13 protein-coding genes and 1 riboswitch are annotated in these 14,973 nt (G+C 48.0%); of the genes, 7 read left to right on the forward strand and 6 right to left on the reverse strand.

Annotation, left to right across the window (positions count from 1 at the left end):
• Positions 1–11: 11 nt before the first annotated feature.
• The 4 genes from HHL17_RS27800 to HHL17_RS27815 form a co-directional block, all read right to left on the reverse strand.
• On the reverse strand, positions 12–1,076 hold the full coding sequence (locus tag HHL17_RS27800; RefSeq protein ID WP_169228090.1) for an efflux RND transporter periplasmic adaptor subunit: 1,065 nt from the start codon (positions 1,074–1,076) through the stop codon (positions 12–14).
• 213 nt (positions 1,077–1,289) lie between these two features.
• Positions 1,290–1,853 carry a helix-turn-helix domain-containing protein gene (locus HHL17_RS27805; RefSeq protein ID WP_169228091.1) on the reverse strand — a complete coding sequence of 188 codons (564 nt, stop codon included), beginning with the start codon at positions 1,851–1,853 and terminating at the stop codon, positions 1,290–1,292.
• A gap of 12 nt (positions 1,854–1,865) precedes the next feature.
• Positions 1,866–2,447 (reverse strand): AraC family transcriptional regulator, encoded by a 582-nt coding sequence (locus HHL17_RS27810; protein ID WP_169228092.1) that lies wholly within the window; start codon positions 2,445–2,447, stop codon positions 1,866–1,868.
• Between the two features lie 141 nt (positions 2,448–2,588).
• A complete protein-coding gene (locus HHL17_RS27815; protein WP_169228093.1) occupies positions 2,589–4,448 on the reverse strand; it encodes a WG repeat-containing protein in 1,860 nt (619 codons plus the stop codon).
• 173 nt (positions 4,449–4,621) lie between these two features.
• Here HHL17_RS27815 and HHL17_RS27820 point away from each other — a divergent pair, with 173 nt between their 5' ends.
• From HHL17_RS27820 to HHL17_RS27830, 3 genes are all read left to right on the forward strand, one after another.
• Entirely contained in the window at positions 4,622–5,437 is an 816-nt protein-coding gene (locus HHL17_RS27820) for a helix-turn-helix transcriptional regulator (protein ID WP_169228094.1), read from the forward strand.
• Positions 5,438–5,529: 92 nt separating this feature from the next.
• A complete protein-coding gene (locus HHL17_RS27825; RefSeq protein ID WP_169228095.1) occupies positions 5,530–6,024 on the forward strand; it encodes a YbhB/YbcL family Raf kinase inhibitor-like protein in 495 nt (164 codons plus the stop codon).
• Between the two features lie 58 nt (positions 6,025–6,082).
• Positions 6,083–6,460, forward strand: a complete 378-nt coding sequence (locus tag HHL17_RS27830; RefSeq protein ID WP_169228096.1) for a hypothetical protein — start codon at positions 6,083–6,085, stop codon at positions 6,458–6,460.
• 39 nt (positions 6,461–6,499) lie between these two features.
• Here the strand turns inward: HHL17_RS27830 and HHL17_RS27835 are convergent, their stop codons facing one another.
• Positions 6,500–6,925, reverse strand: a complete 426-nt coding sequence (locus HHL17_RS27835; RefSeq protein ID WP_169228097.1) for a BrxA/BrxB family bacilliredoxin — start codon at positions 6,923–6,925, stop codon at positions 6,500–6,502.
• 220 nt (positions 6,926–7,145) lie between these two features.
• A riboswitch (cobalamin riboswitch) is annotated at positions 7,146–7,327 on the forward strand.
• Positions 7,328–7,491: 164 nt separating this feature from the next.
• On the opposite strand from HHL17_RS27835, the gene metE reads away from it, so the two are divergent.
• Both metE and HHL17_RS27845 read left to right on the forward strand, forming a co-directional pair.
• Positions 7,492–9,816: a 5-methyltetrahydropteroyltriglutamate--homocysteine S-methyltransferase gene (metE, locus tag HHL17_RS27840; protein ID WP_169228098.1), complete on the forward strand. Its 2,325-nt coding sequence runs from the start codon at positions 7,492–7,494 to the stop codon at positions 9,814–9,816.
• Between the two features lie 205 nt (positions 9,817–10,021).
• A complete protein-coding gene (locus tag HHL17_RS27845; RefSeq protein WP_169228099.1) occupies positions 10,022–10,408 on the forward strand; it encodes a VOC family protein in 387 nt (128 codons plus the stop codon).
• Between the two features lie 37 nt (positions 10,409–10,445).
• Here HHL17_RS27845 and HHL17_RS27850 read toward each other — a convergent pair whose 3' ends face one another.
• Positions 10,446–11,261 carry a siderophore-interacting protein gene (locus HHL17_RS27850; protein WP_169228100.1) on the reverse strand — a complete coding sequence of 272 codons (816 nt, stop codon included), beginning with the start codon at positions 11,259–11,261 and terminating at the stop codon, positions 10,446–10,448.
• Positions 11,262–11,427: 166 nt separating this feature from the next.
• Here HHL17_RS27850 and HHL17_RS27855 point away from each other — a divergent pair, with 166 nt between their 5' ends.
• Both HHL17_RS27855 and HHL17_RS27860 read left to right on the forward strand, forming a co-directional pair.
• Complete coding sequence (locus HHL17_RS27855; protein ID WP_169228101.1) at positions 11,428–12,429, forward strand: helix-turn-helix transcriptional regulator; 1,002 nt, start codon at positions 11,428–11,430, stop codon at positions 12,427–12,429.
• A gap of 83 nt (positions 12,430–12,512) precedes the next feature.
• The gene (locus HHL17_RS27860; RefSeq protein WP_240975979.1) at positions 12,513–14,963 is read left to right on the forward strand and encodes a TonB-dependent receptor; all 2,451 of its coding nucleotides are present in this window, start codon (positions 12,513–12,515) and stop codon (positions 14,961–14,963) included.
• The last annotated feature ends 10 nt before the right edge of the window (positions 14,964–14,973 follow it).

The raw sequence follows: 14,973 nt of genomic DNA on the forward strand, positions 1-14,973 counted from the left end.
AATTTGAAGTCCTATTTTGATGCCACTGCCTGTACCGGTGCGCCATCGCCCAGCCTGAGAATATTGGAGACAATAACGCTGTCGCCGTCCTGTAGCCCGGAAGTGATGACAGCATGCGTTTCCGTCCTGCTGCCGATGGCCACCGGCGACATCCTGGCCGCACCGTTTTTCTTAACGAAGACAGCATAGCCGTTACCACCCGGGATCAACGCTTCCGTGGGGATGGTGATTCCTTTGGCGTCGGCACCGGCCGTAGAGAAGAAAATCCTGGCAGACAGGCCGCCTTTCAGTTTACCGCCGGGATTGGCTGCTACGGCTTGCACCAGCATGCTTCTGTTGCCGGCGTCTACACCGGGTTCTGTTGCGCTGATAACGGCGGTATATTGTTCATTGGAAAGGCCCGTTGTAAAATGCACGGTGCCGCCTGTACGAATCAGCGGCAGGTATTTTTCCGGCACCGCAAAGTTGACCTTGATCTTCCCCTGGTCCTGAAGGCTTACCAATTCTACATTAGGGGTTACATAAGCGCCTGCCACTACTTTAGTGATGCCTATGTTGCCTGAAAAAGGCGCATGGATGGCGGTTTTCGCCAGTTCAGCCTGGAGCAGCTCTTTTTGCGCTTTCAGCATATTGAGCTTAGTAGCTACTTCATCATATTCCTGCTGTTTTACCGCTTCGGTTTTAAGCAGATCGGCCAGTCTCTTTTCGTTTAGCCCTGCCAGTTCGAGTTCTGCGGAAAGCTGCTTCAGTCGTGCCTGTAGCTCGGCATCATTCAGTTTGTATAAAAGTTGTCCTTCGGTAACGTGGGCTCCGTCCTGGAAGCCAACATGAAGAACACGCTGTGGTACTTCGCTCCTGATAGTCACCTCCCGGAAAGGCAGTGTAGTGCCTGATATACTTTCAAGCTGGCTGAGGGTTTCCACCCTGGCCAGCACAATATCAACGGGAAGCGCCGGCGATGGCACTGCTGCTAAGGCCGCCTTTTTCGGGGCAGACTTACCGTTGCTGCAGGCTGCAAGGAAGCTCGCTGAAACAGCCAGTGACAACAGGATCGGACAAATGGAAATTCGCAACATAACATGGTGATTAATGTGAAATGCTTATTGTTTTTATTAATCACAAATGTAGAAGTGACCATAGCCCTGTCTATTATACTATAGGCGTAAAGGTTTGTAACATTATATACCCAGGGCTGAAGCCCTGGGCTACGATGTTATTCAATTTCCCTCAAGCTAAAACCCGGAAGTTATGGGTTATTCATTATTTAAAACCAGGGGTTAATGTTACGATTATAATTTATCGAGCGATGTTCGTTTTCCCTGCCGCTGCTGTTTATATACACTCGGGGCCAGTCCGGCCACCTTTTTGAATTGATTGCTTAAATAGGCCACGCTGGAATAATTGAGACAATCAGCGATCTCGCTTAAAGTAAGTTCATCGTAGTCCAGCAATTCCTTGACCCGCTCTATCTTCTGGGCGATGTAATATTTTTGAATGGTACTACCGGTGATCTCAGAGAAAACGCCTGACAGGTAATTGTACACACAGTTCAGGTCGGTGCTGAGAATATCCGACAAATTATTGTTAAGCTCTTTCTCCTGGTGATGTACAAGGTCTATAATAATGTGTTTTATTCTTTCTGTTATCCGTGTTTTCTCGTCATCAATTACCTCAAATCCAAACGACATCAGGGTATTTCTTACCTGCTCTTTTTGTTTAGCTGTGATGTTGTGCTCAAAGATCAACTCTCCCAGCGTGACTTTCTGAAGTCCGAGGTTCAGTTTTTTAACCTGTTGTGTAACAACAATCACGCAGCGGTTGCAGACCATGTTTTTTACACTGACTTTCTCCATAGAAGCTTTATTTTAGGGCTCTTCATCCTGCGAAAGAGAGATTTTGGTTTTACGGATTTCTTTAAAATAGGATGTATTCAGGCCTGTGGTGGCTTTAAACTGTCGCGACAGATGGGCGGCACTGCTAAATCCCAGCTTAAAGGCTATACCAGCCAGGGTTTCATCGGTATATACCAGCAGCTCTTTGGTCTTCTCTATCCGGTACTCCATAATGTATTTCTCCAGTGTCACATCTTCCGATTCAGAAAAAATACCGGCTGCCGTGTCATAGTCCCTGTTAAGCGAATGGACCACCACATCGGAGAAACGGAAATTCTCCGGGAAGTCATAACTCCCGGAATACACCTGTTCCACCAGCATTTTTATGTCCCGCACCAATTTGGTTTTTCTGTCTTCCAGGAGTGTAAATCCCAGTGTGGAAAGCCTTTTGCTGAGGATGACGATGTCAGGAGCAGACAGGGCAGACACAGTCGTTACTTCTCCAAGGTTGATGTTCACCACCGGAATGTCCAGGTCCCGGAACACATCCTTGATGGTCAGGATGCATCTATCACAAACCATCCCTTTTATAAAAACCTTGTAGTTGCTGAGCATAAGACAGTTTATACAAAATTGTCATAAGCGGCCGGGATATTGTTATACAATTTTCAGAAACATTTACATTATTGTTAGTATGACATAAAAAAACGGGTTACAGCAGCTGTAACCCGTTTTTCTGTTATTGGTAAAACATTATTATTTCTTCTGTTTACCCCATGCATCGAATTTTTTGTTTTGCATGGTATATATCCTGGATGCGCCTTCGCCATCCGTATCGTTGTGGGAAGAAGGTGCGAATGGTACTACCACAGCGCCGGAAGTGTTGATCAGTGCCGTCTCTTCCAGATCATTGTTCATGCGGACCACCATGGAGAGACCCAGGTTAAACTTCGTGGCCTCCTGGTATTCAAAAGGAATAGCCACTTTGCCCTGTGTATTCAGGAAGCCATATTTGCCGTCTGCATTTTTCAGCAACGCACGGCCATCCGTGAAACCTTCCACATTGTAGTACCCTTTCAGGTTAATCACTTTAACACCTTGCGGATTGATAAAATAGCTATTCCCGGGCTTATCAGTTACCAGCAACAGGCCATCCTCGAAACCGCCGGAGAACACATAGGGACCAGCTACCGCCTTGCCGGTATGGTCGTAGATAGTGGTAACGCCAGCCAATGGGCCGTCTTCCTCTGATTTATTAGCGAATATCAGTTTAGTGGCAGGATCAACAGTAATATATACAAACTCCATGGGCAGCAACATTTGGCCAGTGGAGGTCATCACACCGAACTTGCTTTCCGCCTCTTTGTTAGCAGCGGCCGTTACCAGGTCTGCTGTCAGAGCTTCAATATGTTCTTTGAGAGGCACCAGCTGTTTGGCTGCTGTATCCAACCGGTAACACTGATACGTAGCGCCCACTCCGGTAGCAAAGAACCAGGGCGTAATCTGATGCAGTCCTTTGTAGTTATAAGGAATCTCCATTTTACCAGTGGTAGCGGATATAAATCCGAATTTCTCACTGCCAGGTTCCTCTGTCATCATCATACCGGTATAGTTAGGCTCCAGATTGCGCAACATCATGGTTTTCTTTCCCTCTTTTGTTCCGTCTTTGATATGCACCCTGATCTTCGCGACATTCCCTTTGAAATAAGCATCCACATAACCTTTATCTACATCGTCAAATGGTGTTTCAGACGGCATCTTGTCCAGGATGTCTTTCTGTAGGGCTGCGATGTCTTTATAGGCGCCTTTCTCCAGGTTTTTCAAAATCCCTTCCACTACTTTCTTATAGTCTTTCAACATCCCGCCAATGTTCTCACCACCTTCCGGTGCTCTGAGATAGCTGGTCCGGTCCAGCTGTTTACCATCTTTATTAAATGCTTCCACTTCCATGTAATCTTTGTAGGCATCTTTTTCCATGGCGATACGGACGAAATTGTCTTTTACCTGTACCAACTTCACGGTAGTGCCTTTAAAGTCTGCTTTGTCATGCTGCTTGTCCAGCGCTATAACAGCGGTTTTTACCGGATAGCTGTATTGCGCCTCTACCAGGACACTATCGATCGTTTTCAGGGAGTTTACCCGGTGAGCCTCACTCAGGTCGAGCTTCTCCGCTTGTTTGCTTCCATCATGGAAGTATATTTCCTTTGTAATAAAAACAGGATTTTCCAGCGAACGTCCTCTCATGGAGAGCCCATCCGGTTCCAGCATGCTGTAGCCTTTGGCATATTTTTGCTTGAAGCCTACATCGGCAAGAGCAAGCTGATACCCCTCTTCCATCTGCGCGGGATCTGTGATAGAGAAAGGCGTGCCTTCCTTTTCCTCTTCCGGCTTAAAATGTTGCGGCTTGTCTTCGTTTTTGAAATTTCCCATGAATTTGATGAAAGAGCCTACTTTTTCATTTTCATCTTCAAGTTGTGCTTTTGCTTCAGCCAGACTTTTACCGTCTAATTGTTTTACAAAGTCCACTACAAACTGGGATGGCTGGTGACTTTTACATGCCTGCAACGCCAGTATAACAGCGACGCATGTACTGAATCGATTGGTGGTTTTCCTCATGACTATCATTAATAATTAAAACATTGGGGAATTGGATATAACAAACCCTTTTAGGGGCGAAAAATAGTAAAAAAACGGTTAACATCAAAAAAGCCGGCCTTTCACTTCCGGATCAAATGCAGGAATACACTAACTTTATATCATCGACGGTACCGTAATCATATGCGTTTTTTATGAATGAACATGCATTGTCCATCCTCCGCCACCGCACCCACCAGCCCGCTGTACGGGCACAGATAACCCTGCAACAAAATATGTTCACCTTCCTGCTGGAGGGTGAAAAAACGGTTCATTTTGCCGGCACACAGGTTACCGTAAAACCGCATCAGTTTATCATGTTGGCAGCGGGCAACTGCCTGATGAGCGAAAAACTGGCCTCAAAAGAGGCTGCCTATCACAGTATCCTGTTCCTCTTCGATGGTAAACTCCTGACTGATTTTTTTGACCGTCATCCATCATTGTCCGGTCATTCCACACCATCATCCACTCAGCCGTTTGTATTGTTTGAGAAAGATGAATTCCTGGTGAACTTCATTCACTCGCTTGATTGTATGCTCAGGAGCGGGCAGCCTATCCACCCTGATCTGCAAAAAGTAAAACTGGAAGAGTTGTTCCTGTACCTGGCCATCCACAGCCCGGCACAGATGCAGCAGATGCGGAATATGCACACCGAAGCAGGCGATGACCTGATGATCCGTCAGGCAGTCACCTCGCATATGGATAATAACATTACCGTAGAAGAACTGGCCTTCCTCTGTAATATGAGCCTGTCTTCCTTCAAACGAAAATTTGCCCGCGTGTATGGCAACAGCCCCAACAGGTGGCTGCTGGAGAAAAGAATGGAAAAGGCCGCCACGATGCTGCGGCAGGACAACCGCAAGGCCAGTGAAATCTATTATGAACTGGGTTATGAGAACCTGTCCAGTTTTATTCAATCCTTCAAGCAGATTTACGGTATCACTCCCAAACAGTATCAATTATCAAATTGAACGTTTAGCTATACTTTTTGAACGGTTGCCTATCCTTTGCCGCCTGGCATGGCAGCTACCTTTGAGCCATCATTCAAACAAAAGAAAAGAATATGGCAACAGAAACATCTTTCACTTTAAAGAGCAACGAACTGGGTGGCCAGCTGGCCAATAAACATTATGCTAACGGTATGGGCTACACGGGTCAGAACCAGTCGCCGCAACTATACTGGGAACATGCGCCCGCCGCTACACAAAGCTTCGCGGTGACCATCTATGACCTGGATGCGCCTACCGGCAGCGGTTTCTGGCACTGGGTAGTTTTCAACATCCCGCAAAACATCCACGAACTGGCCGCAGGCGCCGGTGATCCGGGCAAAGACCTGCTGCCTGCAGGAGCGATACAAAGCAATACCGATGCGGGCATGCCCGGTTACATCGGTGCCGCGCCCAATGACGGGCCTGCGCACCGCTACCTGATCACGGTACATGCCCTCAGCGAAAAACTGGAACTGAATAAAGATGCCACGCCGGCATTGGTAGGGTTCAACCTGCACTTTGTCACGTTGGCCAAGGCGTCATTGATCGTATACGGGCAAAAACATTAATGATCATGTCCCAGTATTGTTAAGGTACTGGGACTATTTTATGATAATACAACATGCCATGCACTCAACGCACACATACGAAGACATCGAGCAGGAGCTGTGCAACCTCACCAGATACTATGAGGCACGGGGCTTCAAACATCATTTTTATTTGGAGAATGGTTCACTGGTTTGCAGTAAATATGACCTGGTATTAACGGACCCCGACATCAGTGTATATGAAAACCGCTACTATCCTAAAAGGATGGGTATTCCTCATGGCTTTTGTTTATTTGCCATCACCGTCAGTAAAACACCTTGTGTGTTGAAGGGCTTATTTTTATTGCCACAGGGATTGCTGACACAGCAGCAGATATCCCGGGAGGTAGTGTGCCAGCTACAGTTACAGCAGTACCCACAGCTATTTAAAGCAGATGAAAATCACCACGCCTTTTGATTTAAAATAGAGACCGGACCGTCGTGGTCCGGCCTTTATTTATACCGCGAGATATTCCTCAAAGACTCCCTTCAGATCACTGGCGACAGCGTTCGCATCTCTGCTTTCAATTCTGAATTTGGGAATAAAATAAATCAGCTCTTTGTCTTTAAACAAGGCGATAGATGGAGAAGAAGGCGGAATATCTGCAATGTAACTGCGGAAACGTGCCGTAGCTTCCAGGTCCTGTCCTGCAAATACAGACACTACCCGATCCGGCTTCTTAATACCAGTATCTTCCATTATTCTCCTGATGGCAGGGCGTGCCATACCGGCAGCGCAGCCACAAACACTGTTGATCACCACCAGCGTGGTGCCATTCTGGTCCATAGCTTTGTCTACATCTTCAGGAGTGAGCAGTTCTTTTACGCCAACATCTGTCAGCTCTTCTCTGAAAGGCTTAATTAACAACGGGGAGTAAGGCATAACAATACATTTGAGGGTTAGAAAATGGGGTAATCATATCGCATTCTATAACATCACAACATTTTAAAATGTTACCGGCAGATGTTGCTTTTTTGGTAAAATCTCCTCAAGACACACTAAAGACACTGATAATCAACAATAAAAAAAGATCTCTCAAAAACCATTTGCCTTTTGTCTGGCGAATTGTATACTTTCGCACGCATAATCAGTTCTTACTTTATTTCTTATCAGCCGGAGAGGTTTTACTTCATGTAAATTAATAGGGAATTGTGTGTAAATCACAAGCTGTCCCGCAACTGTAAGTAACTTAGAAGGTTTTGCCACACGATGTCCACTGCCGCAAGGTGGGAAGGACGGCAAAATGTTACAAGCCAGGAGACCTGCCTAACCGGATTTGACAATGCTTTCGCGGATTGAAGTGATGTCGGATGATTTTCTCTGTATACCTATGGGCATCCTGTGCCCTGCAGGGGGATCGTCTATACTCCCCTATCATTCCCCTCTGCGAAACATCGTGAAATTCAGCGAAGGACTTTTAATTGATTCCATCATTTTAAAAGTTTCAGATGCGTACACACAATCTTGGCTACCCGAGGATAGGCAGCCGGCGTGAACTCAAAAAAGCCTGCGAAGCTTATTGGGCAGGCAAACAGACATTGTCTGAATTATTAACCGCAGGACGCGATATCCGCCAAAAGAACTGGCAACTGCAACAGGATGCCGGTATTGATCTTATCCCCTGCAACGACTTCTCTTTTTATGATCAGGTACTGGACATGAGCCTCATGCTGGGCGCTGTTCCGGAACGTTATACCCGCCTGATCACCGAACAGCAGCTGTCCGTTACCGACCTGATGTTCGCCATGGCAAGGGGCTACCAGCAAGATGGTTATGATATCACTGCCATGGAGATGACCAAATGGTTTGATACCAACTATCACTACATCGTTCCGGAATTCACGGCAGCGCAACAGTTTTCCCTGTTCTCCGAAAAAGTGATCGATGAATTTAATGAAGCCAGGCAGCAGCAGATCAACGCCAAACCGGTACTGCTCGGCCCTGTCTCCTATCTGCTGCTGGGCAAGGAAAAAGAACAACATTTCTCCCGCCTTTCACTGATAGACCGCCTGCTGCCGGTATATATGCAGATCATCGGTAAACTGTATAATGCAGGCGCCCGGACCATCCAGCTGGATGAACCCTGTCTCTCCCTTAATCTGACAGATAAAGAAAGACAGATATTCAGGGGTACCTATCAAGAAATAAGACAGACCTTCCCTGGCCTGCATATTATGCTGGCGAGCTACTTTGAATGTTATGGAGATAATCTTCCGGTAGCCCTTCAGCTGCCCGTTGATACCCTGCACCTGGATTTAGTGAGATGCCCGAGCCAGCTGGGAGATATCCTTGCGTCCCCGCTGCTGTCCGATACACTGCAGCTTTCACTGGGACTCGTAGACGGGAGGAATATCTGGATCAATGACCATCGTCATTCCCTTTCACTGATATGGCAGGCCAGCAACAGGCTGGGCGCTGACAGAGTATGGATTGCACCTTCCTGCTCCCTGCTGCACTCCCCTTGTGACCTCAGCCTCGAAAGCCAGGAAAACACACTGACACCTGAGATCAAACAATGGCTGGCCTTCGCCAAACAGAAAATTGACGAGGTGGTCACATTACAGCAATTGGCTTCGGAATCACCGGCGGCGGCCGCAAAAGCCAAGCTGGAAGCAAACATCAAAGCGATAGAAAGCAGGAAAACATCTCCCCTGATCCACAACGGCAAAGTAAAACAACGTACCGCTAAAATAACAGACGCCGACGCCCGCCGTGAGCACATTTTTGCAGAACGCAGGGTACAACAACGCGCAGCGCTGAAACTGCCGTTGTTCCCCACTACTACTATCGGCTCTTTCCCGCAGACCAAAGAGGTACGCACCTGGCGCGCCGCGCTCAAAAAACAAGAGATCACCCCGGAACAATACGATGCCCTGCTGAAAGCAGAGACAGAGAAAGCTATCCGCTGGCAGGAGGAAATCGGTATTGATGTACTGGTACACGGTGAATTTGAGCGCAACGACATGGTGGAATACTTCGGCGAACAGCTGTCAGGCTTCGTTTTCACAGAAAATGGCTGGGTACAGAGCTATGGCTCCCGCTGTGTGAAACCACCGATCATCTACGGTGATGTACATCGCGAAACACCGATGACCGTGTATTGGTCCAGCTACGCCCAATCACTGACCAACAAACTGGTGAAAGGCATGCTGACCGGCCCTGTAACGATTCTTCAATGGAGCTTTGTTCGTAATGATCAGCCCCGCAGTGAGACCTGCACGCAGATCGCATTAGCCATCAGGGACGAAGTGACAGACCTGGAGAAAGCAGGCATCAAAGTGATCCAGATCGATGAACCGGCTATCCGGGAAGGGCTTCCGTTAAGAAAAGAAAACTGGGAAGATTATCTCCATTGGGCCGTACGTGCATTTCGTATAGCCGCCAGCGGTGTAAAAGACGAAACACAGGTACACACGCATATGTGTTACTCAGAGTTCAATGATATCATTCAGCATATTGCCGATATGGACGCTGACGTGATCACCATCGAGTGTTCCCGTTCACAGATGGAGCTGCTGGACGCATTCGCTGCTTTCCGTTATCCTAATGAGATCGGGCCCGGCGTATATGACATCCATTCACCACGTGTGCCTTCTGTAGATGAAATGACGGCGCTCATGGAAAAAGCCAAAGCCGTTATCCCGGCAGACCAGCTGTGGGTAAACCCTGACTGTGGCCTGAAGACACGCCACTGGGATGAAACCCGGAAAGCGCTGATAGCCATGGTGGCCACAGCACGGGAGCTGCGCAAAACAGTGGCGGCAGCAGTGTAAACTACATCCTCATTTACTACCAGCATATAACAAAGGACCGCTTTACAGTGGTCCTTTTGTTTACTTTACACACCGGCCTCAGCATTCTTTCAGCCTGTCGGAAACAACCCGAAAAAGGTCGCAAATAACCACCCTCACGGATAAGCTTATGGGTTATCTTTGAAACTCATTCAACGAAAACCATTCATCTTAAAATCCATAAGTTATGAAACCAAAAAAAATCTGGGCCAATTTCAGCGTTCAGGATTTAGATCGGACCACTACCTTCTATAAGCAACTCGGCTTTAAACACAATGGCGCTTCAGAACAACTGACCAGCTTCTTCTTCAGCGACGACAACTTTATCATCCATTTCTTTTTGAAGGATGTACTTGAACCTGCCATGAAGGGACCGATCATTGACACCAAAACCGGGAATGAAATTATATTCACCATTTCTGCCAGTAGCAGAGACGAGGTAGACAGCTGGGAAAAAGAAATACGGCAAGCCGGCGGCACCATCGTCTCCCCAGCGGAAACGTTTGGAGAAGGTTATTATGGTTTTGTGTTTGCCGACCCTGATGGTCATAAGTTCAATGTATTCCTTATGTAGACAGGTATTTTACCTACGCCTGTTTTAGGAGTTTGTTTCATAGTTCAGCATTTTCCTGATGACGTTCGGAGGCGGAGTGCTCTTCAGACATTCCGGCCCGCCAGTAAGCGAAGGCATCCAGCTCCTCCTTCGTCCAGTTAAGTTCTTTGCGGAAGTAGTGCCGCAGCGCTTTCACGGTGGAAAATTCCGCCGCCACATAGGCGAATTTTGACACACCCGGCTGCGGCAGCTGTTCCCTCCGCGCAGTACAAGCCAATAAGCTACCCGCTTCAGGATTATCGTTGTGTATCCAGTCGATGGTGACACCGGAAGATGTATGGACCACCTGTTCATCTGCTTCGTCATGTACTTCAATGATGGCGCGGCCTTTAGCGCCGGCGGGCAGGTTTTCCAGGATATTGCTCAGCACCGGGATAGCGGTGGCATCACCAATCAGGAAATACCAGTCGGCCGGCGGCACCAGCTCCGTAGCCCTGTCGTGCATGGCTACGCCCAACACATCGCCGGGCTGGCACCGCATGGCCCATGCAGAAGCCGGGCCGTTATCACCATGCACTACAAAATCGATGTACATCTCTTTATTGACAGCATCAAAACCACGGTGGGTATAGGTACGGACAACAGGCCGCACTTCCTCCGGCTGATGTATCCATTGCCTTTTCTCGTAATCAAAATCCGGGAAGTAGATTTTATCAATCCCCGCAGGGGGAATAAAAATCTTGTTATTCGTACCGGGCGTAGTATTGGCAAAAAGTGTCACCTCTTCACCGGTAAGCGTTATCCTGATATAATGGGGCGTGATCACTGTTTTCTTTTTTACTGTCAGTTCGGCCTGTATCGTCTTTCTGCTCATGGTATACTGATTTTCAGTTTTGTTGATGCTCCCCGGAAAATTTTCCGGATTGGAGCGAATGCATTGGCAAAGTTTGATGAAATTGCTTTCATCTTTTTTATACAATAGGGAGTTGTTTTGATACAATACGGATTATTATCTGCTCACCGCTTTATAAACATGTCGTATGGGGATGAATTTTCGTGGCTCATCAGGCGCATGGCTCGAACTAGCTGACATGCCCGGTTTGTTCGATACCAACCAGCCGCTGGTAAGGGAAAAGACTGAAAAGTACAGCTTACCGTTTGGAGATGTTGAATTCCGGCAGATCGTGTTACCGGAAACGTATATCGTCTTTGGGGATATGTGTATCCGGGACCGCCGGTTGCAGATGGAAGCGCCGGACTTCCGGGATATTGTGGAGCTGCATTTTGTGCTGACCGGGAAAGGCGTGATCACCCAGCATGTTGCCAACAAGCCCCTTGTGCTGGCGCCGAACCGGCAGAATATGTTTTATACCCCTGTATTTTCCGGCTGTGCAGAGTATGATCCCGATGTTCCCTACCGCTTTTTCGAGATACATTTTACCAGGGAAAAATTTCTGCACCTGGTACAGGACTGCGGACCAACATTACAGACCTTCTGCGACCATATCATTGCCGGCGAGCAGATGCAGCTGTCCGAGCAGGGTATCCCCTCCAATTCAGCCACCCAGCAATGTATCCACAGTATTTTGAACTGTCCTTATCAGGGCGGCCTCAAACTGCTCTTCCTACAGTCCAAATGCGTAGAACTGCTGGTATTACAGGCAGAAGCCTATGATCAATATCTGAAAAACAATCAGAAGAGCGCTTTAAAATCGAACTACGACCGGGACCGGATACAGTTTGTCAGGGATTACCTGATAGCCAACGCTGTTGCCCCGCCCAGCCTGAGTGAGCTGGCCCAACTGTCCGGGCTGAATGAATTCAAGCTGAAGAAAGGTTTCAGGGAGGTATTCAACGACAGTATTATTAACTATGTAAATGAATACAAACTCCTGCAGGCCAAAGAACAATTGTTATCCCATGTGCCCATCAAGCATGTAGCTGAGGAGCTTGGTTATTCGTCCATACAATATTTCAGTAAGATGTTTAAGAAGAAGTTTGGGGTCTCTCCCGGTCTTTTTACCCGGGATGCACAAGATTAATTTCCTGATTGCGTAAATTATTTTTCCTGATCCGACATCAACCGCCGGCCGGTACTTCCCAATTTTGTGGAAAATTGAAAAGTATGGAACGCCGCTATGGCATTGTATCTATGATAGTCACACTAGGATTGCTGTTATTATTTGTATTCAACGCATCTGCCCATGACCCGGAGACGGAGAAAACAGGCGGCATACGCGGGAAGGTGCTTACCTCCGATGCGCGCCCGGCAGCAGAAGTAATGATCGTGCTGGCAGAACCCAATATCACCACCACTACCCAAACAGACGGCTCTTTCGTGTTCCGTCATGTGGCCCCCGGCAATTATCACCTGCTGATATCCGTGGCCGGTTACAGCACCGTTACCAAAGAAGTGACGGTAGAACAAGGTAAAACGGTTACTGTTTCCTTTACCTTAGAAGCCTCCAGCAAGGCTTTACAGGAGGTGGTCGTTACCGGCAGCCATCATAAGCTCTCCCGTAGCAGCACCTACGATGTTGCTAAAATACCGCTTAAAAACATAGAGAACCCGCAGGTGTACACCACTATTACAAAGGACCTGTTGCAGCAACAACAGGTATTTTCTGTAGACGACGCCATGCAAAACGCCACCGGTGTCACCAAGATGTGGGACGCCACCGGCCGCGGCGGCGATGGCGGCGGCTATTACAGCATGCGTGGTTTTGTGGTACAGAGCCAGTTACGCAACGGTATAGCCGGCAACGTTACCTCCCGTATTGACGCCTCCAACCTGGAAAGGATTGAAGTCATCAAAGGGCCTTCAGCCACCTTGTTTGGTAGCACACTGACCAGCTATGGCGGGTTGATCAACCGCGTCACTAAAAAGCCGTATGACCATTTTGGCGGCGAAGTGGGCTTTGCAGCCGGCAGTTTCGGCTTCAACCGCTTCAGCGCAGATATCAACACCCCCCTCGATAAAAACCGGGACGTACTGATGCGGGTAAACGCTGCGTATAACTACGAAGGTTCCTTCCAGGATTATGGCTTCAGCAGGAACGTAGCCATCGCGCCCAGCCTCAGCTATCGCGTGAATGACCGCCTCTCCTTTAATTTCGATGCAGAATATATGGCAGGCCAGAACACCGGTCTGAGCGCCTTCTTCTTCTCCTCCGGACAACCTATCGCCAAACTGGGCACCAACCGGGCCGATGAATTGAACATCGATTATAAGCGCGCCTATGCGATGAATGACCTGTACCAGACATCCCGCAACACCAATTTATTCGGGCAGATGACCTATCGCCTGTCTTCACAATGGAGCATGCAAACAAACGTCACCTCCACCAGCAGCTATTCTGACGGACCTTCGCCTTATTTCTACCTGCTCACTGATGCGGAAGTGAAGAACGATCCCAACGCGGTGGGCAACGGTTACATCTCCCGTAACGACCAGTTCACCAACAACAGCCATGATAATGTGATAGAGATACAACACAACTTCAACGGCGACTTTAACATCGGCAGCCTGAGGAACCGTTTCGTAGGCGGGGTGGACTTCTTCCATCATAACTCCAACCAGTTCTTCGGCGGCAACACGTACGATACCATCTACGCAAAAGGCGACATCCCCACCTACCGGGACTTCAACCGGAGGAACCTTGATAAAGTATATGATGCTAAAGGACTGGCGTTTACCTTCCCGTCACATTATATCGTCAACACTTACAGCGCCTATGTTTCCGATGTACTGAACATCACCGACAACCTGCTGGTACAGGCCGGTCTGCGGATAGACTACTTCGACAACAAAGGAAATTACAACGACGTCAGTGGCAAATACGAGAACGGCTATACGCAAACAGCCCTGTCTCCCAAATTCGGTATCGTATACCAGCCGATAAAAGACAAGGTGTCTCTCTTTGCCAACTATCAGAACGGATTCACCAACAAACCCTCCTCCAACCCTTCCGGCAAACCTTTCAAACCGGAACAGGCCAACCAGATGGAAGGCGGTGTGAAAGTATCCCTGCTCAACGACATGATCACCGGTACCGTTAGTTACTATGATATCCGGGTGAAAGATATTATCCGTCCCAGCAATGTCCCCAATGTGTCTATCCAGGATGGAACACAATACAGTAAAGGCGTGGAAGTAGAAGTGATTGCGCATCCTGCGCGCGGACTGGACGTGGTGGCAGGTTATGCCTATAACAATTCCAAATACGAAAAGACAGAAAAAAACCTGGAAGGACTGCGTCCCGCTACCGCCGGCTCTCCTACCGTGGCCAACCTGTGGGTAAGCTACCGCATTCAGCAGGGCGCTGTGAAAGGACTGGGCTTTGGAGTAGGCGGTAATTATGCCAGCGATAACAAAGTGGTGAACGACAGAGCACTGGGTTATTTTTACCTGCCTGCATATACGGTCCTCAATGGTAGTATCTTCTACGAGAATGACCGTTTCCGTTTTGGTGTCAAATTAAATAACATCACCAACAAAGAATACTGGATCGGTTATTCTACCGTGAACCCGCAGAAGACAAGGAACTTCAGCGGAAGCATTGCGTTCAAATTCTGATACCAGCCAT

Origin of the sequence: Chitinophaga fulva (genome assembly GCF_012927205.1) — a bacterium.
Classification (GTDB): Bacteria; Bacteroidota; Bacteroidia; order Chitinophagales; family Chitinophagaceae; genus Chitinophaga; species Chitinophaga fulva.